25 protein-coding genes are annotated in these 23,303 nt (G+C 62.7%); 16 read left to right on the forward strand and 9 right to left on the reverse strand.

All coding sequences use genetic code 11. The annotated features are described in order from the left end of the window. Positions 1–220: 220 nt before the first annotated feature. The gene (locus HX898_RS22155; RefSeq protein ID WP_180195752.1) at positions 221–1,669 is read left to right on the forward strand and encodes a DHA2 family efflux MFS transporter permease subunit; all 1,449 of its coding nucleotides are present in this window, start codon (positions 221–223) and stop codon (positions 1,667–1,669) included. A 302-nt stretch (positions 1,670–1,971) separates the two neighbouring features. On the opposite strand, the gene HX898_RS22160 is transcribed toward HX898_RS22155, so the two are convergent. Continuing rightward, positions 1,972–2,196 carry a hypothetical protein gene (locus HX898_RS22160; RefSeq protein WP_246697968.1) on the reverse strand — a complete coding sequence of 75 codons (225 nt, stop codon included), beginning with the start codon at positions 2,194–2,196 and terminating at the stop codon, positions 1,972–1,974. A 30-nt stretch (positions 2,197–2,226) separates the two neighbouring features. Continuing rightward, the gene (locus HX898_RS22165; RefSeq protein ID WP_180195754.1) at positions 2,227–3,174 is read right to left on the reverse strand and encodes a homocysteine S-methyltransferase family protein; all 948 of its coding nucleotides are present in this window, start codon (positions 3,172–3,174) and stop codon (positions 2,227–2,229) included. A gap of 218 nt (positions 3,175–3,392) precedes the next feature. On the opposite strand from HX898_RS22165, the gene HX898_RS22170 reads away from it, so the two are divergent. Next, positions 3,393–4,061 (forward strand): TetR/AcrR family transcriptional regulator, encoded by a 669-nt coding sequence (locus HX898_RS22170; RefSeq protein WP_180195755.1) that lies wholly within the window; start codon positions 3,393–3,395, stop codon positions 4,059–4,061. A gap of 11 nt (positions 4,062–4,072) precedes the next feature. On the opposite strand, the gene HX898_RS22175 is transcribed toward HX898_RS22170, so the two are convergent. Next, complete coding sequence (locus HX898_RS22175; RefSeq protein WP_180195756.1) at positions 4,073–4,597, reverse strand: DUF1697 domain-containing protein; 525 nt, start codon at positions 4,595–4,597, stop codon at positions 4,073–4,075. A 219-nt stretch (positions 4,598–4,816) separates the two neighbouring features. Next, positions 4,817–6,925 (reverse strand): S9 family peptidase, encoded by a 2,109-nt coding sequence (locus tag HX898_RS22180; RefSeq protein WP_180195757.1) that lies wholly within the window; start codon positions 6,923–6,925, stop codon positions 4,817–4,819. Between the two features lie 254 nt (positions 6,926–7,179). Between HX898_RS22180 and HX898_RS22185 the strand changes: the two genes are divergently transcribed. Together HX898_RS22185 and HX898_RS22190 are read left to right on the forward strand one after the other, a co-directional pair. After that, the gene (locus tag HX898_RS22185; RefSeq protein ID WP_003557772.1) at positions 7,180–7,569 is read left to right on the forward strand and encodes a DUF930 domain-containing protein; all 390 of its coding nucleotides are present in this window, start codon (positions 7,180–7,182) and stop codon (positions 7,567–7,569) included. A 102-nt stretch (positions 7,570–7,671) separates the two neighbouring features. After that, positions 7,672–8,466, forward strand: coding sequence for a polysaccharide deacetylase family protein (locus HX898_RS22190; RefSeq protein ID WP_180195758.1), 795 nt, complete (start codon positions 7,672–7,674; stop codon positions 8,464–8,466). Positions 8,467–8,512: 46 nt separating this feature from the next. Here HX898_RS22190 and HX898_RS22195 read toward each other — a convergent pair whose 3' ends face one another. The 3 genes from HX898_RS22195 to HX898_RS22205 form a co-directional block, all read right to left on the reverse strand. Then, on the reverse strand, positions 8,513–9,805 hold the full coding sequence (locus HX898_RS22195) for an FAD-dependent oxidoreductase (protein ID WP_180195759.1): 1,293 nt from the start codon (positions 9,803–9,805) through the stop codon (positions 8,513–8,515). A gap of 18 nt (positions 9,806–9,823) precedes the next feature. Then, the gene (locus HX898_RS22200) at positions 9,824–10,990 is read right to left on the reverse strand and encodes an AI-2E family transporter (RefSeq protein WP_180195760.1); all 1,167 of its coding nucleotides are present in this window, start codon (positions 10,988–10,990) and stop codon (positions 9,824–9,826) included. Between the two features lie 201 nt (positions 10,991–11,191). Then, positions 11,192–12,052, reverse strand: coding sequence for a VOC family protein (locus HX898_RS22205; RefSeq protein ID WP_138328518.1), 861 nt, complete (start codon positions 12,050–12,052; stop codon positions 11,192–11,194). A 296-nt stretch (positions 12,053–12,348) separates the two neighbouring features. Here HX898_RS22205 and HX898_RS22210 point away from each other — a divergent pair, with 296 nt between their 5' ends. From HX898_RS22210 to HX898_RS22225, 4 genes are all read left to right on the forward strand, one after another. Then, positions 12,349–12,768, forward strand: a complete 420-nt coding sequence (locus HX898_RS22210; protein ID WP_003546608.1) for a universal stress protein — start codon at positions 12,349–12,351, stop codon at positions 12,766–12,768. A gap of 113 nt (positions 12,769–12,881) precedes the next feature. Next, on the forward strand, positions 12,882–13,550 hold the full coding sequence (locus HX898_RS22215) for a hemolysin III family protein (RefSeq protein ID WP_029875311.1): 669 nt from the start codon (positions 12,882–12,884) through the stop codon (positions 13,548–13,550). Between the two features lie 66 nt (positions 13,551–13,616). Beyond that, the gene (locus HX898_RS22220) at positions 13,617–14,168 is read left to right on the forward strand and encodes a GNAT family N-acetyltransferase (RefSeq protein WP_138387731.1); all 552 of its coding nucleotides are present in this window, start codon (positions 13,617–13,619) and stop codon (positions 14,166–14,168) included. A gap of 199 nt (positions 14,169–14,367) precedes the next feature. Further along, positions 14,368–15,069, forward strand: a complete 702-nt coding sequence (locus HX898_RS22225; RefSeq protein ID WP_138387730.1) for a pentapeptide repeat-containing protein — start codon at positions 14,368–14,370, stop codon at positions 15,067–15,069. Between the two features lie 20 nt (positions 15,070–15,089). Here HX898_RS22225 and HX898_RS22230 read toward each other — a convergent pair whose 3' ends face one another. Both HX898_RS22230 and msrB read right to left on the reverse strand, forming a co-directional pair. Next, positions 15,090–15,617 (reverse strand): GNAT family N-acetyltransferase, encoded by a 528-nt coding sequence (locus tag HX898_RS22230; RefSeq protein ID WP_180195761.1) that lies wholly within the window; start codon positions 15,615–15,617, stop codon positions 15,090–15,092. Positions 15,618–15,719: 102 nt separating this feature from the next. Next, entirely contained in the window at positions 15,720–16,133 is a 414-nt protein-coding gene (gene msrB / locus HX898_RS22235) for a peptide-methionine (R)-S-oxide reductase MsrB (protein WP_017959622.1), read from the reverse strand. 189 nt (positions 16,134–16,322) lie between these two features. Here msrB and HX898_RS22240 point away from each other — a divergent pair, with 189 nt between their 5' ends. From HX898_RS22240 to mnhG, 8 genes are all read left to right on the forward strand, one after another. After that, positions 16,323–16,538, forward strand: a complete 216-nt coding sequence (locus HX898_RS22240; protein ID WP_130667720.1) for a hypothetical protein — start codon at positions 16,323–16,325, stop codon at positions 16,536–16,538. Between the two features lie 188 nt (positions 16,539–16,726). Beyond that, positions 16,727–19,084: a putative monovalent cation/H+ antiporter subunit A gene (locus HX898_RS22245; protein WP_180195762.1), complete on the forward strand. Its 2,358-nt coding sequence runs from the start codon at positions 16,727–16,729 to the stop codon at positions 19,082–19,084. Positions 19,085–19,088: 4 nt separating this feature from the next. Beyond that, positions 19,089–19,508, forward strand: coding sequence for a Na(+)/H(+) antiporter subunit B (locus tag HX898_RS22250; RefSeq protein WP_003557795.1), 420 nt, complete (start codon positions 19,089–19,091; stop codon positions 19,506–19,508). Continuing rightward, entirely contained in the window at positions 19,508–19,885 is a 378-nt protein-coding gene (locus tag HX898_RS22255; protein ID WP_138328974.1) for a Na+/H+ antiporter subunit C, read from the forward strand. The genes HX898_RS22250 and HX898_RS22255 overlap by 1 nt, the downstream gene beginning before the upstream one ends. A gap of 387 nt (positions 19,886–20,272) precedes the next feature. Further along, positions 20,273–21,823, forward strand: a complete 1,551-nt coding sequence (locus HX898_RS22260; protein ID WP_180195763.1) for a Na+/H+ antiporter subunit D — start codon at positions 20,273–20,275, stop codon at positions 21,821–21,823. After that, positions 21,820–22,293 carry a Na+/H+ antiporter subunit E gene (locus HX898_RS22265; RefSeq protein WP_171599351.1) on the forward strand — a complete coding sequence of 158 codons (474 nt, stop codon included), beginning with the start codon at positions 21,820–21,822 and terminating at the stop codon, positions 22,291–22,293. Before HX898_RS22260 ends, HX898_RS22265 begins: the two co-directional genes overlap by 4 nt. After that, complete coding sequence (locus HX898_RS22270) at positions 22,290–22,643, forward strand: cation:proton antiporter (RefSeq protein WP_180195764.1); 354 nt, start codon at positions 22,290–22,292, stop codon at positions 22,641–22,643. Before HX898_RS22265 ends, HX898_RS22270 begins: the two co-directional genes overlap by 4 nt. Then, positions 22,640–22,972 (forward strand): monovalent cation/H(+) antiporter subunit G, encoded by a 333-nt coding sequence (gene mnhG, locus HX898_RS22275; RefSeq protein ID WP_171599353.1) that lies wholly within the window; start codon positions 22,640–22,642, stop codon positions 22,970–22,972. The genes HX898_RS22270 and mnhG overlap by 4 nt, the downstream gene beginning before the upstream one ends. The last annotated feature ends 331 nt before the right edge of the window (positions 22,973–23,303 follow it).

Consider the following 23,303-nt stretch of genomic DNA (forward strand, 5'->3'; position numbering starts at 1 on the left):
GTGCCCGCGGCGCAAGCCGGACCTTCACGAAGATCGAGCCGATGCAAGGAATCGTGACCTGCCTTTACCTCTCGTCAAAGCAGCTTTGCCATAAAGGACATAGCGCCGCCATGATCGCGGGCGTATAGCAAATCGTCTCCCCTTGGCTTTGCGCCATGTCATCCCCCGCGGCCCTGCTGCCTTGTGTGCTCCGCCGCGCCACCGCGAGTGATCCCGGACGATGTCGGATCAGATTTACCAGGCGCCGATGGTTCGGCGCGCCACGCCCAATTTCCGGGTGATCGCGATGATTGTCGCGAGTGCGATGCTGATGGAAAACATCGATGCGACCGTGCTTGCGACCGCGCTGCCCACCATGGCGCGCGATTTCGGCGTCAGCGCCCCGGCCATGTCGATCGCACTGACCTCCTATCTCCTGAGCCTTGCGATCTTCATTCCGGCAAGCGGCCGGATGGCCGACAGTTTCGGCTCCCGCACGGTTTTCCGCTCGGCCATCGCCGTCTTCGTCGTCGGCTCCATCCTCTGTGCGCTCGCGCCGACGCTGTCCTTCCTGGTGCTGGCGCGGCTGTTGCAGGGCATCGGCGGCGCGATGATGATGCCGGTCGGGCGCTTGGTGCTGATGCGCAGCGTCGACCGCAAGGATATGGTCAGCGCCATGTCCTGGCTGCTCGTGCCGGCGCTGATCGGCCCGATCGTCGGCCCGCCGCTCGGCGGCTTCATCGTCACCTATCTCGACTGGCGCTGGATTTTTTATATCAACGTGCCGATCGGCATCATCGGCATGATCTTCGTCTCGATCTACATCGACGAGGTCAAGGGCAAGGCAAGCGGTCCCTTCGATACGATCGGCTTCATCCTCTCGGGCATCTCGCTCGGCTCACTGCTCTTCGGCTTCGAAATGTCGAGCCATGAAGGCGAGGGCGCCTTCTCGATCTTCCTGATCGCACTCGGCCTGCTCTTCGGCATCGCCTATCTCAGACATGCCCGCAAGCATCCGTCGCCGATCATGGATTTCTCGCTGATGAAGGTGCCGAGCTTCGGCACGTCGGTCATTGCCGGTTCGCTGACCCGCATCACGCAAGGGGCGCAGCCCTTCCTGCTGCCGCTGCTCTTCCAGATCGGCTTCGGCCTGTCTGCCGCCGCGGCCGGTCAGATCATCATCGCGACCGCGCTTGGCGCTCTCGCCATGAAGCCGATGGCGAAGTTTGTCTTCCGCCGGCTGGGCTTCCGGCGAAGCCTCATCCTCAACGGCATCCTCGGTACGATCGGCTATGGCCTCTGTGCCGCCTTCCGGCCGGATTGGCCGATGCCGCTGATCTTCGTCGTCCTGGTGCTCAGTGCCTTCTTCCTGTCGTTCCAGTTCACCGCCTATAACACCATTGCCTATGACGAGATCAGCAAGGAGCGGATGAGCTCGGCCACGAGCTTCTACACCACCTTCCAGCAGCTGATGCTGTCGCTCGGCATCTGCATCGGCGCCTTGGCGCTGCACGGCTCCATGGCTTTCAACGGTGCCGAAACGCCGGCCCTTGGCGATTTCTCGGCGGCCTTCATCGTCGTCACCATCATCTCTATCACCGCGACCTTCTGGAACCTGCGCTTCTCGCCGACCGCCGGCGAGGAGATCACCGGCTACAAGGCCAAACAGAGGAAGGGCGCCGAAGGCTGACGTTGCCCGCGGCCCGTCCACCGCCGTCGCCATTTCTGTTGTGCCGTGCCGGCCCCCCTCTGCCCTGCCGGGCATCTCCCCCACAGGTGGGGAGATCACAAGTGGCCTGAACGTCCCGCCGATCTACCGTTCGCCGTGCTGGACGCCGATTGTTTGGGGAAGCCGATGCCCCCAGCCAATCTCCCCACCTGTGGGGGAGATGCCCGGCAGGGCAGAGGGGGGCACACACGGCACGCCCTAGCCGGCCCGGGTAGGGGGGTGAAAGGCGCCGCCGCCGAAGGCTGACGCCGCCTTTCCCTTCGTCAGAAGCCGACCGGCTCCCGCGGCTGCCTGCGTCGCAAGGGCCGGCCCTCGCGCCGGTCCGCCTCGAGTCCGTAGGTCATCAGGCCGTCGAAGCCCCCGAAGGCAAGATCACTATCCCGCAGCGCCACCTCCACGGCCGCCTCAGGCTCAGTGCGCCTCTGCCGTCCCGTGATCACAAGCCACAGATCGTGCCAGCGGTGCTCACGCATCATCGTCCCCATCATCGACAATGTCTTTTCCTCCCTCTGAGGTCGTCATGCCGCCTGCGGCAGGCATGCCTCGCATATCGCCGCGACATGGCGGTGGTCGGTGCCGCAGCAGCCGCCAAGCACACGCACCGCAGGCATGCGGTCGATGAGCTTGCGGTAGCGGCGGCCGAGATCTTCGGGATCGCCCGCATCCAGCGTTTCGCTATTGTCCAACTGCTCATGGCTCATGGTCGAGGCATTGGCGCGGATGCCGGAAATGCGCTTCACCCAGGCGCTTCCGGGATCGAGTGCTGTTTCGAAATGCGTCGGATGGGCACAGTTGATCATGTAATAGGCCGGCGCTCCGCCGGTCGCCGCATCCGTCGTCTCGATGGCGTCCTGAATGCTCCGGCCCGTCACCAACCGGCCATCCGTCTCCAGCGTGAAGGAGATGGCCGAGGGCATGCCGAGCGACTGTGCCGCCCGCGCCACGCCGATCGCCTCGTCGATATTGGTCAGCGTGAAGGCGCTCACCATGTCGGCTTCCGTGCCGGCAAAAACTCCGATCTGAAAGGCGTGGTAGTCTTCCGCTTCGGCCGCATCCATGAAGCCTGCCTTGTAGCCGTCGCCGCGCGGGCCGATCGCGCCGCTGATCACGATCGGCTGCTCCGGCCGCTCATAGGCGCTGCGCAAGCCGACCAGCAGGTCGACGGCCTCCTCGTTGACCGCCTTCAGGGCTTCGCTCGTATAGCCGAGCTTCTGCCCCCAGTCCGGATTGGCCCGCCATGTGGCGGTATCGAGCACGAAGCCCGTGCCGTGCCGCCGGGCGACATCGAGATAACGGCGATAGTAATTCCGCATCCGCTGCCGCCCGTCTTCGGAAGCCAGCAATATGAAGGCGGCGAAATGCGGAAGTTCGACCCCTTCCTGGAAGATCATCGTCGTTTCCATGCCGCCATCGGTAATGAAGGTGCCGCCTTTGAGCTGCGGCAAACCGCTTCTGTACTTTGCCATTGTTGAAGCCTCTCCCTCGCGACACCCGATTGGCTGTCGTCGATGAATGATGTTCTGGCGCTTAATCGGCTGCCAAACTAGGCGACTTGCGGTATACTCCAGGCGGTTTTGGTTTTTGCGGATTGATATCAATCGCTTGCTTCAACCGATCCTGCCCGGGGCGGAGGCGGGTCCAACCGTGCAACACTGAAAACTGTACCGCCGGTACAGGAGGGGACATGCGAAAGGGCGAGGAAACGCGGACCCGCATCCTCGATGTGGCCGAAGCGGCAGTCTTGCAGAAGGGTTTCGGCGGCACCTCCATCGAGGAGCTGATCGCCGAGACCGGCATCACCAAGAGCGGCTTCTTCTATCATTTCAGGGACAAGAACGAGCTCGCCAAGGCACTGCTCAACCGCTACATCGAAAATGACGAGCGCATTTACGATGAGATCTTCAGCCGCGCGCGCGAGCTGACCGGCGATCCGCTGCAATCCTTCCTGCTCGGCCTGAAGCTGCTGTCCGAACTGCTCTCCGACCTGCCGAACGGCCATCCCGGCTGCCTCGTGGCGACGGTCTGCTATTACGAGCGGCTGTTCGACCGGGAGATACAGGAGACCAACCGGAATGCGGTGCTTGCCTGGCGGCGGCGTTTCGGCCGCATGCTCCGGGAGATCGTGGAGGTCTATCCGCCGCGCGAACCCGTCGACGTCGACCAACTCGCCGACATGGTGTCCTCTGTCCTGGAAGGCGGCATTGTTCTGTCTAAGACGCTGAAGGAGCCGAACACGCTGGCCGAACAGGTGCTGATGCTCCGCACCTTCGTGAAGATGCTCTTCCTGCCGGTGGCGGAGATGCCAAGGGTGTCGAGCGGTTCCGCCTTTCATGGAGGCGCAGAGCCGCACTAACTTTTTGGGCGTCACGCCTTGCCTTCCATCGCTGCGGCCATTTCCGCGAGCTTGCGAACCGTATTGAGATTGCGCGAGGTTCCCGGCTTCAGCGCCGGCAGCTTCAGCTTCGAGCGGCCGGAGCCGTTGGGATAATGCACATAGATTTCCCGGCCGGCGAGTTTCACCTCCTCGCCGTCGGGCGCCACCATCGTCTCCAGCGCATCGCCAGGCGGCTTTTCAGGCAGGAAATAGACGAGCAGGAAGTTTGGCTTGGCATCGGGAAAGGGTGCGTCGTCGACGATGCCGTCGAGTTCCTTGCGGCTGCGCACCATCACTCCTGGCCGCTTGCCCATCTTCTTGCCGAGCGCCTCGTCGAGCCGCTCCTCCACCGTCTTTTCCGCTTCATCCGAACGGAAAAGCACGTTGCCGCTCTGGATGTAGGTCTTGACGTCGGAAAAGCCGAGGCCTTCGCAGATCGTCTTCAACTCGGCCATCGGCAGCGCGCCGGTGCCGCCGACGTTCACCGCGCGGAGTAGGGCGATATAGACGGGCATTTCTCTCTCCTGGTGCCGTGTGAGCCCCCCTCTGCCCTGCCGGGCATCTCCCCCACAGGTGGGGAGATCACAAGTCGGTTGGCCTTCCTGCTCATCCACCGTTTCGCCGTGCTGCAACGCTGATCGCTTGGGAAGCCGGTGCTCCCAGCCAATCTCCCACATTGTGGGGAGATGCCCGGCAGGGCAGAGGGGGGTGCCACTAGGCACTCCCCCAACCCTTCACATCTTGCCCGCTACCTTGATCGCAAACGCATACTCAAAGGCGATCTCTTCCAGCCGCTGGAAGCGGCCCGAGGCGCCGCCATGGCCGGCATCCATATTCGTCTTCAGCAGGATCGGCGCGTGCCCCGTCGTCTTGTCGCGCAGCTTCGCCACCCACTTGGCCGGCTCCCAATAGGTGACGCGTGGGTCCGTCAGGCCGCCGAGCGCCAGGATCGGCGGGTAGGCTTTTGCGTCGACATTGTCGTAGGGCGAGTAGGATGCGATCTGCTCGTATTCTTCCTTGCTGTCGATCGGGTTGCCCCATTCCGGCCATTCCGGCGGGGTGAGCGGCAAAGTGTCGTCGAGCATTGTGTTGAGCACGTCGACGAAGGGAACGGCGGCGATAAGGCCGGCGAACTTCTCCGGCGCCATGTTGGCAACTGCACCCATCAGCATGCCGCCGGCCGATCCGCCCTCGGCGATGATCTTCGCGTAAGACGTGAACTTCTGTTGATTCAGATAGTCGGCGGCTGCGACGAAGTCCTTGAAAGTGTTGGTCTTCTTGTCCATCTTGCCGTCTTCGTACCAGGAAAATCCCTTGTCCTTGCCGCCGCGGATATGGGCAATCGCATAGACGAAGCCGCGATCGGCGAGCGACAGGCAGTTGGTGTTGAAGCCGGCCGGAATGGTGATGCCGTAAGCGCCATAGCCGTAGAGCAGGCAGGGCGCGCTGCCGTCGAGCGGGGTATCCTTGCGATAGAGCAGGGTAACCGGCACCTTCTCGCCATCCCATGCCGGGGCAAAGACGCGGCGCGTGACGTAGTCGTCGGGATTGTGGCCGGACGGCACTTCCTGCGTCTTCAACAGCGTGCGCTCGCGCGTCACCATGTTGTAATCGTAGAGCTGCGACGGCGTCGTCATCGAGGAATAGGAGAAGCGGATGATATCCGTGTCGTATTCCGCCGCACCCTGTAGTCCCAGCGAATAGGCTTCCTCGGCAAAGGCGATCGCATGTTCCTCGCCGGTCGCCCGATCGCGGATCATGATCTGCGGCAGCCCGTCCTTGCGCTCCAGCCACAGAAGGTGGCGGGCATAGGCCATGTGGCTGATAACAAGCGTGCCGGGCTTGTGGGCGACCACTTCGCGCCAGTTTTCCTTCACCGGATTATCGACCGGCGCTTCCATGATCTTGAAATCCTTGGCGTCGCCGTCATTGGTGAGAATGTAGAAGACGTCGCCGCCCTCGGTCAGCGAATATTCGATGCCTTCCTCGCGCGCCGCCACCAGCTTCGGCTCGGCTGTGAGGTCCTTGGTCGACAGCAGCCGGTATTCGCTGGTCTCGTGGTCGTGAATGTCGATATAGATGAAGTCGTCGAGCAGCGAGCCGCCGACGCCCATGAAGAAGCCGGCATCCGGCTCCTCATAGACCAGCCGGTCTTCCGACTGCGGCTGGCCGAGAATATGGTGGAACACCTTCGACGGCCGGTGGTTTTCGTCGAGCGCCGAATAGAAGAAGCTCTTGCCATCAGGCGCCCAGACGCCGCCGCCGCCGGTATTTTCGATCCGGTCGGCAAGGTCTTGCCCGGTCTGGAGGTCGCGCACCTGCAGCGTGAAGAACTCCGAGCCCTTGTCGTCATAGCCCCAGATGCCGCGGCTGTGGTCGCTGGTATGGTCGAGGCCGGCGAGGCGGAAATAAGCCTTGCCGGCGGCCTCCTTGTCGCCGTCGAGCAGCACCGTGCGGATCGCCTCATCAGCGACATTGCCATCGCGGGCGATGCGGAAATAACGCGGCTGTTCGCCGCCTGTGACATAGAATGTGCCGTAGGCATAGGCGCCATCCTTCATCGGCACCGAGCTGTCGTCTTCCTTGATGCGGCCGCGCATTTCGGCAAACAGCGCCTTCTGCAGCGGCTTGGTGTCTTCCATCGCCGCGTTCATATAGGCGTTTTCGGCTTCGAGATGGTGGCGGATCTCAGGATCGAGGATCGACGGATCCTTGAACATCGCCTGCCAGTTGTCGGCGCGCAGCCAGGCATAGTCGTCCGTGCGGGTGATGCCGTGGCGCGTATCGGAGATCGGCTTCTTCGGTGCGGCAGGCGGTGTCGGCAGGCTTTTGAAAACGGACAAGGAATGGCTCCGGTGGGAATGTCGGGTTGGCAAGAGATAGAGGCGCACTGGTCCCGGATCAAGCGGCAAGGCTGCGCCAAGGGTAGAGGTGCCCTTCCACAGACAAGGAGGACGCTTTCCAGGCGCTGCCTTGATGTCACCACAATATTTAAGAAAGTCCGCTCTCGTCGCGCGAAATTTGCACGCGCCAAGCCTCCGGCAAGCCGCCTGTGGGCAGGGTGAAGAATGGACAACAGTAAGGGATTTTCTCCACGATGCCGAAACGTCTGCTCCTGTTTGTATCCCTCGCAAGCCTTGCTGCCCCCGCCTTTGCCGTCGATCCCGCCATCAAGAAGCAGCTGGAAAAACTCGACCCCTCGACCCGCCTGGAACAGAGTTGCGACACCGAGGCGATGAGCCGCATCAACAAGGACAGCACCGGCTTCAAGCCCGACAAGGTGATCGCTTACACCTTCAAGGACCCGATCCCCGGCGACAATTCGCTGGACGCGCCTGGTGCTGTCTTCCGCAGCAAGGGCGACTGGTACCATCTTTCCTACAATTGCATCACCGGTCCGCAGCATATCAACGTGCGCGAGCTCAACTACGAGATCGGCGAGAAGGTGCCGCGCGAGAAGTGGGACAAGTATTATCTCTATGATTGATGCTGCCGCGTCCGTCCAAGAGGCTGCGGTGACATCCGGCCGCATGGCGCCGGGTGAGAGCCGCCGCTAAAATCGGCAGCTCGAATCATAGAAATCCATCGTATGAACCGCATCCTGCTCGCTTCGGCGTTTCTTCTGGTCAGCATCTCCGCTGCATTCGCGAACGGAATTCCGTCAGCGCTGCCCGCTCCGGCAGTCAGTCTGGCCCCGAAGGCGCCGGCGCCAAAACTCGTCGAGCCGCATCTGCATATCGCCCGTTCCAATGTCGTCGGCCATGCCCGCATTGCGCTGACCTTCGATGCCTGCATGGGCCAGGCGGACGAGCGGATCCTTTCGACCTTGGTGCGGGAACGTATCCCGGCAACGATCTTCGTCACCGCCCGCTGGCTGAAGCGCAATCCCGCTGCGGTCGCCGTGTTCCTGCAGAATCCCGATCTCTTCGAACTCGAAAATCATGGCCAGAACCATATTCCGGCCGTCGACACGCCGACGCTGATCTATGGCATCGCGTCTGCCGGCTCGCCGCAGGCGGTGCGGCAGGAAGTCGAAGGCGGCGCTGCCGCCATGGTCGCGGCCGGCATCGCGGCGCCACGCTGGTTCCGCGGCTCGACCGCCAAATATGACCTTTCCGCCATCGGTGAAATTCGCGCCATGGGCTATCGCATCGCCGGTTATTCGGTGAACGGCGACGGCGGCTCGCTGCTCGGGGCCGTCATCACCGAAAAGCGCATCGCCTCGGCCAAGGACGGCGATGTCGTCATCTCCCACATCAACCAGCCGACCCATGCGGCCGGCGAGGGGGTGGCCAAGGCACTGGTCGATCTCAAGGCCAAGGGCACGCAATTCGTCCGCCTCCAGGATGTCGAGGACACCGGCGACGACAAGACGACCGAGTGATTGAAGGCGTGCCGTGAGGGGCACGCCACGACAGTCAATCTAAGGTTTACCTCAGCTCCTTCCGGGCCTGCCCCACATCGTCTCCAAAACGGCGCAAACCCGGCCCGTCGCGGTCGAGCGCGAAATCCTCGAACCAGTCCCGTTGCATGCCGGCGAGCATGGCGCCGATCATCTGCGCGGCGAGGTAGGAAAAGGTAATGCCGTTGCCGCCGTAGCCATAGGCAGCGAACACGTGCGGTATCTCCGGCACCGGGCCGATCAGCGGCAGACCGTCGACCGTCTCGCCGAAAGTGCCGCACCAGGTGTGTTCCACCCGCGTATCGGCTTTTGGCCACAGCCGCTTCATCTTCTCCTGGATCGCTATGATCTTTGCCGGCAGCTTGCGGTCGCGCGCCTCCGCATCGATCGTCTCGTCATCCTCGCCGCCGGCGACGATGCGATTGTCCGCCGTCGTGCGCATGTAGAGATAGGGGTGGCTGTCTTCCCAGATCAGCGCCCTGTCGCGCCAGAAATTTGCCGGGTCCTGCGGCACGGTGGCGAGCGCCCAGCTTGAACTCGAGCGGTGCAGCGTCGGCATGTCGAGACCCGGCATCGAATAGCCGGTCGCCAGCACGACACGCCGCGCCTCGATGACGTGGCCTCCATCGGTCTCTGCCGTGACATGATCGCCTTCGCTGTGAAGCGCGGTCACGGAAGCGTCGACCAGCCGTGCGCCGCGCCGCACTGCCATCTCGATCAGGGCCCAGGTCAGAAGTAGCGGATCGCACTCCGCCGAACCCGGCGAATAGATCGCGCCATCCCGGTCGAGCTCGAATTGTGTGAAGAGATCGGGATGTTCGAGATAGACGCCGGGCAGGCCGGCCCGGCGGCGAAGCTGGCGCTCCTCCAAGAGGTCGCGCGCGCCTTCGCGGCCGTCGGCCAGATAGAGCGTGTTGCGCGGCCGGAAGCTGCAGGCGATGCCGTTGGCGGCGATCAGCTTGGAAAGGCCGGCGACCGCGGCACCGCTGCGGCGGTAGATGCCGGCCGCGCGCTCGAAGCCGTAATAGTCCTCGAGTTCGGTGAGCGTGCTGTCGATTTCCCATTGCAGCATCGCCGTGCTCGCCGCGGTACTGCCGAAACCGGGCTCCTCCCGGTCGATGAGCGCCACGGAAAAACCGCGCGCCGTCAGATGTTCGGCAACCAAGGCGCCGGTGATGCCGCCGCCGATCACGGCGACGTCGGTGGAAAAGCTCTGCTCGGTCGGCCGCCATTCCGGCCGTATGCCGCTCTTCCCCCAGAGAGAACGGCCGCTGACCATCTGGTCGTGATCGGATTCGGCAAGATCGAGATCAGATGCCACTGACGTCTCCCCGGTTGATCATTTCGGCAACTGCGGCTGCTGCTTTTCCTCGATCAGCAGTTCGTCGATAATAGTCATGACGATCAGCGAAAGCGGCAGCGCCAGCATGGCGCCGACGGCGCCCCACATCCATGTCCAGAACAGGATGGCGAGGAAGACGACGAAGGGATTGATCTCAAGCCGCCGTCCCATCACCGCCGGGAAGATCAGGTTCTCCATGAGGAGATGCACTGTGAAGAAGGCTGCGGCCGGCATCAGGCCGATAAGAAGACCATCATGGGTCAGGATGCCGGCAATCGCGACGGCAAGCGTCATCAGCGTGATGCCGAGATAGGGGATGAAGCTCGACAGGAAGGCGAAAAAGCCCCAGAGCACCGGGGCCGACAGCCCGCCGGCATAGGCGATGACAGTCATGACCACGCCGAGCCCGACATAGATCAGCGATGCCGTGGCGAAATAGAAGCCGAGCACCTGCTCGACGGCATTGATGACACGGATTGCCGCCAGGCGCTGCGTGCGCGTGCGGAAGGTCATGATGATCGTCTTGCGCAGGTTGACCCGACCAGCGAGGAAGAACAGCAGCGCCGCGAAGAAGATCATCCCCTGCACCAGCGCCGGTGTCAGGCTAGTCGTCACCACGTGCAGCACGTTGCCGGTGTTTTCGAGCAGCGCACCAATCGACATCGACCCGCTTTCGAATGTCGCCGGCGTGATATGCAGCCATCTGATGCGCTCCAGATAAGGCATGACGCGGTCTATGGTTCGCTCGGCGAAGGCCGGGCCCTCATTGGCAAGCGTCATTAGCGGGTCGGCGAGCGAGTTGATCACCAGGAAGATCACCAGCGCCACGCTGCTCGACAGGATGAAGGCGTTGGCAAGCCGCGGCACGCCCATCTTGCTGAGCTTTTCTGCCGCCATGCCGAGGATCATGCCGACGACGACGGCCAGCGTGATCGGGATGAGGATGAGCGACATGAAATAGACGGCGGCAAGGAAGAGAATGCCGAAGATGCCGATGATCGCCCAGGCCATGGTGACATCGAGCCCGTCCTTTTCCAGCCGGTGCAGCGGTGGCGGCGGCAACTCTTCGGCCGCCTCCTTCAGCGACTGTGCCCAGGCGCTGGTGTGACGTTCGCCGATCGCGATCTTCTTTGCTTGTTTGCGGATGCCATTGGCGATGCCCATGCGGTGAGGTCCCCGAAGCCCCATTGCTTCCTCACGGAAACGCGCCGATGCGGTTCCGGTTCCTCAAGGGTGTGACAATGTGGCGCGGTGCATGTGAAGGCGGACGGCATTGGCGCCCGTTGCCGTCTGGCGTGCAACCGAAGCAGGCCGACTTCCGCCCTTATTCCTTCAACCGATAGGGCTGATCCGTTGTTGCAGGAGTTACGCCGAAAGCGTCAGGCCGATACCCCAGGGATCTTTCAGGAACACGCCGCCGTCGCGCTTCTCGCTGTTGATCTCCAGCGCGTCGAGCTTGGCGACCGCCGCATCCAGCGTCGCCTTGTCATTGAAACGGACCTTGTAGTCCGAAAGCCCGGTCATATTGCCGGCGCGTGCCATGGCGCCACGGCTGTTCCAGATATTGGCGCCGAGATGGTGGTGGTAGCCGCCGCTCGCAAAGAAGCTCGCGCCCGGATAACGCGCCATCAGCTTGAGGCCGAGGACGTCGCGGTAAAAGGCGTCTGCCTGCGGGATGTCGCCGACCTGCAGATGCAGGTGGCCGATCGCCGTCCCCGCAGCCATGCCGTCCCAGCGCTCATCAGGCGCGCTGTTGTAAAGCGCCTGCAGGTCGAGGCGCAGCGTCGCCATCTCCACCATGCCGTCCTCATGGAATTTCCATTGTTCGTGCGGCCGGTCGGCATAGATCTCGATGCCGTTGCCTTCGGGGTCGGAAAGATAGATCGCCTCGCTGACGAGATGGTCCGAGGCGCCGTCGAGCGCGACGTTATTCTGTGCCGCATGGCGCAGCCAGCGCGCGAGCTCCGTCCGGTCCGGCATCAGGAAGGCGGTGTGGAAAAGGCCGGCGGCATTGCGCGGCGCGATGGTCGCATTCTTTGCGGTGGTCAGCGTCAGCAAAGGCAGGTCGCCGACACCCAGCACTTCGCCGCTCGCCGTTTTCTCGATCACCTTCAGGCCGAGCATCGATTGGTAGAAGCCGGAAACCAGACCGAGGTCGGTCACGACCAGGTGCGATTGGTCGATATAGGCGGGCCGCGTCAGCGCATAGGAAGTTTCGGTCGTCATGGCTTGTTCTCCTGCCTCTGAATTGGCCCGTAGGATAGAAGGCGTACCGGCGGTGGCGGCAAACATGCCGCCCGTGGCAAGCCCGAGGAAGTTTCGCCGGTTCATTAGCCTCTGATCTCCCCTCGGTTGCCGTACTTGATCCCTATATGGCGCATTCCGATTGTTCACAGAAGACCCGTTTTTGAGGATGAAGCGTTGAGCAGATGTTGACGATGACTTGCGCCCACTTGATTGCGATCAATGCGTTCATATCTTCTTTAGAGGAAGCTTATGCATCGCAGTCATGGAGGGAAGCCATGTACAGAAAGATCATCGTAGCGATCGCGCTCGGCGGCATCGAAAAGGGAGAAAAGATCCTCCGCAAGGCCGCGTCCTTGCTCGATGACGGCGGTGAGATCATCGCGCTCAACGTCATCGAAGATGTGCCGAGTTATGTCGCGATCGAGTTGCCGGCCAATATGGTCGAGGACGTCATGAAGGACAGCCGCGAGCAGCTGCAAGCACTGCTTGCCGCAGCCGGTGTTGCGGCAACTGTCGAGATCGGCAACGGCCCGCCTGCCAAAGCGATCATCTCGGCCGCCGAAAGCCACGGCGCCGACCTGATTATCGTCGCCTCGCACGTTCCCGACTTTTCCAACTACTTCATCGGCGCCACCGCCGATCGGGTCGTGCGCCATGCCAAATGCTCGGTGCTGGTTGACCGTCAGAAGGTTTGACTTTTCACCCTGCTGCCTGTCACGAAGATTTACCGCCCGTGCGCTTTGCCGCAGTTGCGCGCCCGTCCGTTCGATGCGACGATTGCAATCGGGTATGAAACGGATTGGCGTGCATGGGCGAGTTCAACGGCATTCGCTGGGCTTATGATAGATACGAATTGATCGCCGACGGTATCGTCCATGGCGTCGGTCTCGTGCTGGCGCTGATCGGGGCCACCGTGCTGATCTTCTACGCCACGGTCTGGAGTTCCTATGGCGCGCTCGCCGCCGCCTGGATCTATGGCGTCGGGCTGGTGCTGACGCTTGCCATTTCCTTTTCCTACAACGCCTGGCCGGTCTCGCGCACGAAGTGGTATCTGCGCCGCTTCGATCATTCGGCGATCTTCCTCTTGATCGCCGCCACTTATACGCCCTTCCTCGAACGTGGCGCCGACGATCCGCTGCTCTTGTTCATGCTGGTCGCGATCTGGCTGTTTGCCGCCGTCGGCATTGTCCTGAAATGCGCCTTTCCCGGGCGTTTCGACCGTCTTGCCATCCTGCTTTATCTCGCCATGGGCTGGAGCGGCGTGCTCGTGGCCGAGCCCGTCGCCTCGCGCATTCCCGCCGCCTCGATGCTGCTGATCGTCATCGGCGGTGTCATCTATTCGCTCGGCGTCATCTTCCATGTCTGGGAGAAGCTGCGCTTCCAGAACGCCATCTGGCACGGCTTCGTCGTCACCGCCGCGGCGGTGCATTATTCGGCCGTCTTCACCTGTTTCAGCCTGTCGGCGCCGGGCCTCTGAACGACTGATGTGCCCGAAGCCGTTCCTAGTGCGCATCCGCCGTTTACATCTTTGCAGGCGGGGCGTATGCCCGCCTTCGCAAACAATATGAACCCGAGCACCATGACAGACACTGTCCTCCTCCGCGACGCCACCGAAGCCGATCTTTCCGCCATTCGCGATATCTACAATCACGCTGTCGAGCATACGACGGCGATCTGGAACGACACGCTGGTCGATCTCGAAAACCGGCTGGAATGGTTCAGGGCGCGCAGGGCGCGGGGCTTTCCCGTCATCGTCGCCGAAATGTCGGGCAAGGTCGCAGGCTACGCCTCCTATGGCGACTGGCGGCCTTTCGACGGCTACCGCCACACGGTCGAGCATTCCGTCTATGTCGACAAGGATTGCCGCGGTGGCGGCATCGGCGAGCGGCTGATGCGGGAACTGATCGCGCGTGCTGCGGCCGGCAATATCCATGTGATGATTGCTGGCATCGAGGCGGAGAACACCGCCTCGATCAGGCTGCACGAAAAGCTCGGCTTCCGCATCGCCGGCAGATTTTCCGAAGTCGGCACCAAGTTTGGCCGCTGGCTGGACCTCACCTGCATGGAGCTTCGCCTGCCAGGCAAGGCGGATTGATCCACGTGCCCGGCAAGGCGGACTATCCGCCTGCCCGGCAAGGTAGATACCGCCTTCCAGGAAAAGCCGGACCGCAATCCATTGTGAACGGCGCGCGCCATCTTTTTATTGTAGTCTGAGCTGTGTAAGAAAATGGAAGGCTGCTTCGCGAAAGGCGGCCTGAAAGCGTCATGTAAGCGTCATGGGGGTGAATAGTTCAATGGCAATGCACGGATCGTCGCTCGGTCTCCTTGCCCTCGTCCTTTTGGCATTTCCGCCGGTTGCCGCACGAGCCGCCGATTGCGGCAGCCTGGCCTCGCCGAAGCTCGACTGGCAGGATTGCACCAAGAAGAACCTGATGTTGCAAGGCAGTGATCTCGAAGGCGCCAATCTCGTCGGCACCGATTTCTCGTTGACCGACCTTGCCGGTGCCAACGTCAAATCCGCCAATCTGGAGAAGGCGACACTGGTGCGTGCCTCATTGGAGGGCGCACACGCTGAAGGCGCCAACTTCGCCAAGATCGAGGCCTATCGCTCCAGCTTCGCCAGTATCGCCGCCGATGGTGCATCCTTTGCCGGCGCCGAGCTGCAGCGCGCCAATTTTGCCGGTGCCCGACTTGCCGGCGCAAGCTTCGAAAAGGCCGAGCTCGGCCGCGCCGATTTCGACAAGGCGGTGCTGACGGCGGCGAAATTCTCTTTCGCCAATCTCTCCCGTGCCGACCTCTCCGGCGCCACTTTCGAAACAACGCCGATGTTCGACCGCGCCTTCATGTTCCTGACCCGCATCGAAGGCCTTGACCTCTCGGCCGCAACCGGGCTCGAACAGGCGCAGATCGACCTTGCCTGCGGCGATGCCTCGACCAAGCTGCCGGCCGGCCTCTCCGCACCGACAACCTGGCCCTGTCCCGCCGAGCACGAGTGATCAGGCGGGTCTGAGCCGCTCTATGTCCGGTCCGTGATGTAGAGGTAGAATTCGATCATGCCGCCATCAGGGTTGCCGGCCTTGGCGAATGTTTCCCGCCGCCGATGCACCCGCTCCGCAACGCGCTGCGAAGGAATGTTGTCTGGCCTGACGATGGAGACGATGCGCGCCAGGCCAAGGGTGTGAAGCGCGTGATCCCGGCAGGCGGCCGCCGCCTCGGCCGCATAGCCCTTGCCCCAATGGTCGCGCCAAAGATGGTAGCCGATCTCTGGTTCCAGCCCGGCGGACGTTTCCTGCAGCGTGATGCCGCAATCGCCGAGCAAAGCGCCGCTCTGCCGGTCCGTCACCGCCCAGAGGCCGAAGCCGTGACTGGCATAACTGTCGAAGGCGAGCCTTTGAAACCAGCGCGCGGTTTCGTCGAAGCTCTTTATCCCGGGGTAATAACGCATGGACTCGGCATCGCCGAAAATGCGGTGAAGAAACGGCAGGTCGGCAGGGGTGATCTCCCGCAGCGTCAGCCGGTCCGTCGTCAGGATATCGCGCGCCATCGGCCTTCTCTCGGGATCATCGATCCATCGATAGTGTGAACGACAGGGAAAGTCAGCGACCCATCGCACCGGATGAGCCGCATCGATTACGGGGCCGGTCGCTTATTTCCCGGGCTCGAACACCATGGAGTGGCCGTTGATGCAGTAGCGCAGGCCGGTCGGCGGTGGGCCGTCGGGAAAGACGTGGCCGAGATGGGCGTCGCAGCTGCCGCAGCGGATTTCGGTGCGCACCATGCCGTGGGTCGTGTCGCGATGCTCGATCACCGCTTCGGGTGACACCGCTTCGAAATAGCTCGGCCAGCCGCAGCCGGCATCGAATTTCGTATCGGAGCGGAAAAGCGGCGCGTTGCAGCCGACGCAGCGGTAAAGCCCTGTCTCGAAGGAATCCCAGTAGGGGCCGGTGAAGGCGCGTTCGGTGCCGTGCTGGCGCGTGATGCGGTACTGCTCGGGAGTGAGCTGCTCTTTCCATTCGGCGTCGGTCTTGTGGATCTTGGCGGTGGTCGCAGTTTCGGACATGAGGTGCTCCTTTCGCCGAGGGGCGGGTTCCGTTTCGCGAGAAATGTGGTGCGCCGCGTTCAGTTCATCAAGTCTCCCGCTGGCGCGCCATGAGATTGGCCGCATACCCAATTAGGGGAAGAGGCTTGCTTTTACATCCGTTAGGGGTTTTCTGTTAGGGTTAATGTTGCGTGCATTGGAGAATCACTGGTGTTTGAAACAGCAATCGTCCTGCTCTACGGCCTCGTGGCCGTGGCAGCCATGGCGGTCACACTGTTGGAAGGCTGGGCCAACCATGACGGCGTGACGCTTCATCGTCTCGCCGGGCTCGTCGCCTGTCTGCTCTGGCCGCTGACGCTTGTGGTCTTCATCCTCCACGGTTGCATCGCTCGGCTGCTGACGCGTCTTTCGAGATCGACGGCCTGATCGGCTTTGAACATCACCATGCAGTGCGGCTCGCGGCCGAAATCACTTGAGACGCTCCCCCGTTTCGCCTAAGCCAGAGGACAGGCCGGTTTTCTCCGGGTTTTCGTCTGTTGCCTTTACAGCGCCGCGCGCCTTGTCGGACGTGCAAAGGACTGTAACATTTTGAATTATGCAGTAGAGGAGGGGACATGGCCGATGTCACGGCTCTGACATTTCTGGCCCTGTGTCTGCCGCTCGTCGGCGCTCTTGCCGCCCCCTTCGTCATCCGCATCTTCGGCGCAAACGGTGCCTGGCTCCTGGCGATCGCTCCCTTGCTCGCCTTCCTGCATTTCCTGCGTTTCATTCCCAAGATCGCGCGCGGCGAGGTCGTTACCGGCGGCTATTCCTGGGTGCCGAGCTATCATCTCTCTTTCTCCTGGTTCCTCGATGGCCTGTCGCTGGCTTTCGCGCTGCTGATCACCGGCATCGGCACCTCGATCGTGCTTTATGCCGGCGGCTATCTCAAAGGACACAAGGATCAGGGCCGCTTCTTCTCTTTCATCTTCCTCTTCATGGGCGCGATGCTCGGCGTCGTCGTTTCCGACAGTTTCCTGATGCTCTTCGTCTTCTGGGAACTGACGTCGATCACCTCCTTCCTGCTGATCGGTTTCGATCACGAGCGTGAGGCGGCTCGCCGCGCCGCCCTGCAGGCGCTTGTTGTGACCGGCGGGGGAGGGCTCTGCCTGTTGGCCGGTCTGCTGCTGCTCTGGAACATCTCAGGCGTCACGGAGATGTCACAGCTCATCGGCGCAGGCGATATCGTGCGCGAAAGCCCGTTCTATCTGGCTGCCCTCCTTCTGGTCCTGGGCGGCGCCTTCACCAAGTCGGCGCAATTTCCCTTCCATTTCTGGCTGCCGAATGCCATGGAGGCGCCGACGCCGGTTTCCGCCTATCTGCATTCAGCCACCATGGTGAAGGCAGGCGTCTATCTGCTGATGCGGCTCAATCCCGTCATGGGGGCGACCCCTGCCTGGGAGATCCTACTGCCCTTCTTCGGCGGGCTGACGCTGGTGGTCGGCACAGCGCTTGCCATCCGCCAGACCGACCTGAAGCTCCAGCTCGCCTATACCACCGTCTCCTCGCTCGGCCTGCTCGTCATGCTGATCGGCTTCGGCTCGGACCATGCGGTGGAGGCGGCGGCGCTCTATCTGGTGGCGCATTCCCTCTTCAAAGGCGCGCTCTTCATGGTCGCCGGCATCATCGATCACGAGACCGGCACGCGCGATATTACCAGGCTCAGTGGCCTGATGCGGGCGATGCCGGTCACCTGGATGATCGCCCTTGCGGCGGCCTTCTCGATGGCCGGCCTGCCGCCCTTCTTCGGCTTCCTCGCCAAGGAGGAGATCTATACGGCGCTCGTCAGTGGCGATGTCCGCGCACTCACCTTTACCGCCATAACCGTCTTCGGCAATGCGCTGATGTTTGCCGTCGCCTTCGCCGTGGCGCTGAAACCCTTCATCGGCCAACCGGTGGAGACGCCGAAACCGCCGCACGAAGCGCCCGTCCTGCTTTGGCTCGGCCCGGCCGTTCTCGCCCTCCTCGGCCTGCTCGCGGCGATCTTTTCGACCTTCACCCATATCGTCCTATCCTCGCCGATCGCATCCGCCATCCGCCAGACACCCGTCGAAATCGACATTTCGCTGACGCCGCATGTCGGCCTGCCCTTGGCGCTCTCTGCCCTGACCGTGCTGCTCGGCATCGGCGTCTACTGGCAGCTCGCCCGCGCCCGTTTCCTGATGGCCGTTTTCCTGCGCGCGGCCGGACCTGGGCCGGACCATGGTTTTGATGTTGCTATATCCGGCCTTGTCCGCTTTTCCGGCCGCCTCATGCGTGTGCTCCAGCCGGGGAGGCTGGAGATCTATGTCACCTGCACCTTCCTCTGCGTCGCCGCCATCCTCATCGTCCCGCTCGTCGTCTATGGCGAACTGCCGCGTCTTCCGGCCTGGCCGGCCGATGTCAGGCTCTATGAATGGGCGGTCTTCCTGATCGCCGCCTTCGGCCTTGCCGCCGTGCTCGTCGCCCGCGATCGGCTGACAGCGATCGTCTCGCTCGGCATCCAGGGTTTCGCCGTCGCCATCATCTTCCTGCTGTTCGGCGCGCCGGATCTGTCCTTCACCCAGTTCATGGTCGAAACCCTTTCGGTGGTGATTCTTGCCCTGGTCATGACCAGGCTCCGTCTCTCGCCCGCCGATCGGCGGCCGCTCGGCCGCAAGCTCTTCGACGGCGCGCTGGCGCTCGCCTGTGGCCTCGGCTTCACGCTTTTGCTGATGCGCGCGACCGAGGCGCCGTTCAACGATGCGCTGACGGCCTTCTTCAACGCCTATTCCAAATCGATCGCCCACGGCGCCAATGTCGTCAACGTCATCATCGTCGATTTCCGTGGCACCGACACGCTCGGCGAAATCGCCGTCGTCGCGGTCACCGGCCTTGCCATTCTGGCGCTGATCCGCATCCGCGCCGGCAGCGAGCGCAAGCTTGCCGCCAACGATCCCGCGGCGGAGGGCTGAGCGCGTGAACACCCTCATCTTCCGCACCGTCGCCCCGTTCCTCACCGCGCTGATGCTGCTGTTTTCCGTCTTCGTGCTGCTGCGCGGCCATAACGAGCCGGGCGGCGGCTTCATCGGCGGGCTGATCGCCGCCTCGGGACTGGCGATCTACGGCATTGCCCGCGGCGTTGGCGCCGTTCGCCGGGCGCTGTTCTTCCATCCGCTGTCGATTGCCGGCTTCGGCTTGCTGCTGTCGACGGCGGCCGGTCTTCTCTCCATCCTGTTTGCCGTTCCCTTCATGACCGGCCTCTGGATCTATCCGACGCTTTTCGGCGCCGAGGTGCCGCTGTCCAGCGTCATGCTCTTCGATATCGGCGTCTATCTTGTCGTGCTCGGCGCCATCACCTCGATCGCACTGGCGCTCGAGGAAAAGGAGGTGGAATGATGGAGCCGCTTCTGGCGATCCTCGTCGGCCTGTTCTTTGCCGCCGCCATCTATCTGATGTTGTCGAAATTCTCGATCCGCATCATGCTCGGCATCGCCATCCTCGGCAACGCCGTCAATCTGCTGCTCTTTACCGGCGGCCGGCTGACGCGCGAGGTGCCGCCGATCATCCCGGCGGGTCTCGACAGTCTGCCCGCAGGCACGGCCAACCCGCTGCCACAGGCGCTTATCCTGACGGCGATCGTCATCTCCTTCTCCTTCCTCGCCTTCCTGCTGGTGCTGACCTACCGCGCCTATCAGGACCTCGGCACCGACGACACCAACGACATGCGCGCCGCCGAGCCCGACGACCGGCCGCTGCCGCCATTGGGGTATTGAGGCGGATGTTAGTGCGGATGCTCACCCCACGGCAGGCCCTCTCTCGCGGTAGCAGAGGCACCACTTGATGGCCGCCCCCACCTCTATCATCGACCTTTCCACTGCCCGGATCGCCACCGCGGTGCGGATGCTCACCCCCCTCTGCCCTGCCGGGCATCTCCCCCACAAGGGGGGAGATCGGCAAGTGGCGAAGCCTCGTCTAGGCCGATCGGCGTTGATCAGTTTGCGGGGTAATGACAGCAGCCATAGAGCTACAGGCGTCGACGCCGATGTTAGGGGAAGCCTTGGCCACCTATCGATCTCCCCCCTTGTGGGGGAGATGCCCGGCAGGGCAGAGGGGGGTGCCCCACGGCGGGCCTTCTCTCGCGACAGCGGAGGCGCCATCTGATGGCCGCCCCCACCACCGTCGATCTCTCTGCCGCCCTGATCGCCGCCCCGGTGCCGATCGGGCATTGGCTCGCCGTCCTGCCGGTCGCCCATTGCATTACGCTGGGTGCCGTCCTGCTGATGCTGCGCGGCTATCCCCGTCTGCAGGCCTGGCTTGCCATCCCCGGCCTTGCGGCGCTGGCGCTGATCGATGCGGCGCTGCTTGCCAAGGTCGCGGCCGAGGGGCCGCTGACCATGGTCATGGGCCGCTGGCTGCCGCCCTTCGGCATCGCCTTCACCGTCGATCTCTTCGGTGCGTTGATGGCCTTCACCGCGGCCCTTGCCGCGCTCGCCGGCGGCATCTATGCGCTGGCCGATATCGGCGAAAGCGGCCGGCGATACGGCTTCTTCCCACTGCTCATGCTGCTGATGGCCGGCGTCACTGGCGCCTTTCTCACCGGCGATATCTTCAATCTCTATGTCTGGTTCGAGGTGCTGCTGATCTCCTCCTTCGGGCTGATCATCCTCGGTTCCGAACGTGAGCAGATCGACGGCGCGCTGAAATATGCGGTGCTCAATCTGATTGCCACGACCCTGTTCCTGGTCGGCGTCGGTATTCTCTATGCCGCCTTCGGCACGCTCAACATGGCCGATATCGCTGCAAAAGCTGGGGATTTGCGCGGCACAGCGCCGCTGATGACGCTGGCAAGCCTCTTCCTGCTCGCCTTCGGCATGAAGGCGGCAGCCTTCCCGGTTAATTTCTGGCTGCCCGCCGCCTACCACACGCCGCGCATCGTGGTCTCGGCGCTGTTTGCCGGCCTGCTCACCAAGGTCGGCATCTACGCGCTGATCCGGGTGATGGTCATGCTGTTGCCGATGGAGAGCCAGGAATTGAGCCCGGTGATCGCGCTCGCCGCCGCCGCGACGATTGTCGTCGGCGCTCTCGGCGCGCTTGCCGAAAACGATATCCGCAGGCTGTTCGGCTATGTCGTCATATCGGGCATCGGCAACATGCTTGCCGGCGTCGCGCTCGGCGGCCTTGGCGGCATCAGCGGCGCGGTCTTCTATGCGCTCCATTCCATGGTGCTGATGACCGCACTTTATCTTGCCGCCGGCGAGATCGCCCGGCGCGGCGGCGGCTTTTCGCTGTCGTCGCTCGGCGGGCTCTACAGGCAAAGCGGCGGCTTCACCGCGCTCTCCCTCGTGCTCTTCCTGGCCGCCTGTGGCCTGCCGCCCTTTTCCGGCTTCTGGCCGAAAGTCATTCTCGTCAAGGCCTCGCTCGATCTCGGCGCCTGGTGGCTGGCAACCTCGATCCTCGTCGGCGGTTTTCTGACGACGATCGCCTTCGGTCGTCTCTTCCTGCTCGCCTATTGGCGCCCGGCGGCGATAGCACTGACGCCGTCCGGACCGAGGTGGCGCACGGGCCTGCCGCTCGCCGCGCTGACCGCGCTGGTCATCGGCTTCGGCATCTTGCCGGAACAGTTGCTGGCGCTATCGCAATCGGCCGCCGCCGGCCTGGCCGATCCCCAGGCCTATCTTCATTCGGTCTTCCCGGAAGGGCGCGCGCCGTGATCTTCTTCCTCTTCAACCTGCTGCTTGCCACTGCCTGGGTCACTGTTACCGGCAGCGCCTCGCTGCACAATCTCGTCCTCGGCGTCCTGCTCGGGGCCCTGGCGCTGGTCATCATCCGCGAATCCTTCGGCGGCAAGGGACGTATCCCCCGCGTCCTCCCGGTACTCTCGCTCGCCGCTCTGTTCCTCAAGGAATTGTCGCTCTCGGCCTGGAAGGTCACGGTCACCGTGCTCTCGCCCGATATGAAGCTGAAGCCCGGCATCTTCGCCTTCCCGCTGACGGTGACGAGCGATTTCGAGATCACCCTGCTTGCAAACCTCATCACGCTGACTCCAGGCACGCTTTCGGTCGACGTCTCCACAGATCGCCGCACGCTCTATGTGCACGCGCTTGATTGTTCCGATCCCGAGACGACCAAGCGTGATATCGCCAACGGTTTCGAACGCAAGATCATGGAGGCCTTCCGGTGATCACACCTGCCGCCATCGTCGCAGCCGCATCCTCGGCCGCACTCGTCATCCTCGGCCTGGCGCTGATTCTGACCGTCTGGCGCGTCGTTGCCGGCCCGACATTGCCGGACCGGATCCTCGCCCTCGACATGCTGACCGGCATCGCCATCGGCTTCATCGCCGTCATCGCGGTCAAGACCGGCTTTTCGCTTTATATCGATATTGCCATCTCGCTCGGCCTCGTCGGTTTCCTGGCGACCGTCGCCTTCGCCCGATTTGTGCTGTCGCGCGGCAACATCAAATCGAAGCCGCCCGCCGCTGCGGCAAATGGCAACCCGCAAAAGCGCCGGGCAGGGGGGAAGAAGCGATGATCGATTATATCGTGGCTGCCATCACCGCCCTGCTTTTGATCGTCGGTGCGCTCTTTGCGCTTGCGGCAGCGATCGGCCTGGTCCGGCTGCCTGATCTCTATACGCGCATGCATTCGGCCTCGAAGGCGGGGACTGTCGGCTCCGGCCTGTTGCTCCTTGCCGCCGGCCTTTATTCGCAGGACCCGGCGATTCTCGCCCGCGCCATTGCCGGTTTCGTCTTCTTCCTGCTGACGGCACCGGTGGCGGCCCATCTGCTTGCCAGAGTTGCCCATCGTTCGGGATATGATCTCGGTGCACTCTCGGTCCGTGACGATATCAGGGATCGTTGAGCCTATGCTGTTCGGCGACTTTACCAGATTTATGCAAAACTTATGCACAGGAAGCTGTGAGTAAAGCTTGCCGAAGAGCCCCTCAATTCTTCATCTGTCATTTTTTCTCAAGAAAAACGACAAATAATAATTGGCCTTTCGACCAAACGATGGTATTTGAAAATGCAAGTAGAGTTCTGATTGTGAATTGCAATCGTACTGCTTCCAAGTCCCTCAGTTTTGATTTTTAATGTCTAAACTGAGGCCATCGCCTGGGGCATGACGTAGTGGTTTCCAGTCAGGCAGTATAAGAACAGGTCACGCTCTTCGGAATCTAGGGGTGGATTTCGCG

The organism is Rhizobium sp. WYCCWR 11128, from assembly GCF_013416305.1.
Lineage (GTDB): Bacteria > Pseudomonadota > Alphaproteobacteria > Rhizobiales > Rhizobiaceae > Rhizobium > Rhizobium indicum.

Excerpts from the sequence above, each read along its gene's own strand:
- HX898_RS22155 (WP_180195752.1), top strand. The coding sequence starts at position 221 with ATGTCGGATCAGATTTACCAGGCGCCGATGGTTCGGCGCGCCACGCCC.
- HX898_RS22165 (WP_180195754.1), bottom strand. The coding sequence starts at position 3,174 with ATGGCAAAGTACAGAAGCGGTTTGCCGCAGCTCAAAGGCGGCACCTTC.
- HX898_RS22205 (WP_138328518.1), bottom strand. The coding sequence starts at position 12,052 with ATGACGACCGAAACTTCCTATGCGCTGACGCGGCCCGCCTATATCGAC.
- HX898_RS22200 (WP_180195760.1), bottom strand. The coding sequence starts at position 10,990 with ATGGGCATCGCCAATGGCATCCGCAAACAAGCAAAGAAGATCGCGATC.
- HX898_RS22215 (WP_029875311.1), top strand. The coding sequence starts at position 12,882 with ATGGGCGAGTTCAACGGCATTCGCTGGGCTTATGATAGATACGAATTG.
- msrB (WP_017959622.1), bottom strand. The coding sequence starts at position 16,133 with ATGTCCGAAACTGCGACCACCGCCAAGATCCACAAGACCGACGCCGAA.
- HX898_RS22260 (WP_180195763.1), top strand. The coding sequence starts at position 20,273 with ATGGCCGCCCCCACCACCGTCGATCTCTCTGCCGCCCTGATCGCCGCC.
- HX898_RS22220 (WP_138387731.1), top strand. The coding sequence starts at position 13,617 with ATGCCCGCCTTCGCAAACAATATGAACCCGAGCACCATGACAGACACT.
- HX898_RS22190 (WP_180195758.1), top strand. The coding sequence starts at position 7,672 with ATGAACCGCATCCTGCTCGCTTCGGCGTTTCTTCTGGTCAGCATCTCC.
- HX898_RS22175 (WP_180195756.1), bottom strand. The coding sequence starts at position 4,597 with ATGCCCGTCTATATCGCCCTACTCCGCGCGGTGAACGTCGGCGGCACC.
- HX898_RS22225 (WP_138387730.1), top strand. The coding sequence starts at position 14,368 with ATGGCAATGCACGGATCGTCGCTCGGTCTCCTTGCCCTCGTCCTTTTG.
- HX898_RS22255 (WP_138328974.1), top strand. The coding sequence starts at position 19,508 with ATGGAGCCGCTTCTGGCGATCCTCGTCGGCCTGTTCTTTGCCGCCGCC.
- HX898_RS22210 (WP_003546608.1), top strand. The coding sequence starts at position 12,349 with ATGTACAGAAAGATCATCGTAGCGATCGCGCTCGGCGGCATCGAAAAG.
- HX898_RS22170 (WP_180195755.1), top strand. The coding sequence starts at position 3,393 with ATGCGAAAGGGCGAGGAAACGCGGACCCGCATCCTCGATGTGGCCGAA.
- mnhG (WP_171599353.1), top strand. The coding sequence starts at position 22,640 with ATGATCGATTATATCGTGGCTGCCATCACCGCCCTGCTTTTGATCGTC.
- HX898_RS22245 (WP_180195762.1), top strand. The coding sequence starts at position 16,727 with ATGGCCGATGTCACGGCTCTGACATTTCTGGCCCTGTGTCTGCCGCTC.
- HX898_RS22185 (WP_003557772.1), top strand. The coding sequence starts at position 7,180 with ATGCCGAAACGTCTGCTCCTGTTTGTATCCCTCGCAAGCCTTGCTGCC.
- HX898_RS22160 (WP_246697968.1), bottom strand. The coding sequence starts at position 2,196 with ATGATGGGGACGATGATGCGTGAGCACCGCTGGCACGATCTGTGGCTT.
- HX898_RS22230 (WP_180195761.1), bottom strand. The coding sequence starts at position 15,617 with ATGGCGCGCGATATCCTGACGACGGACCGGCTGACGCTGCGGGAGATC.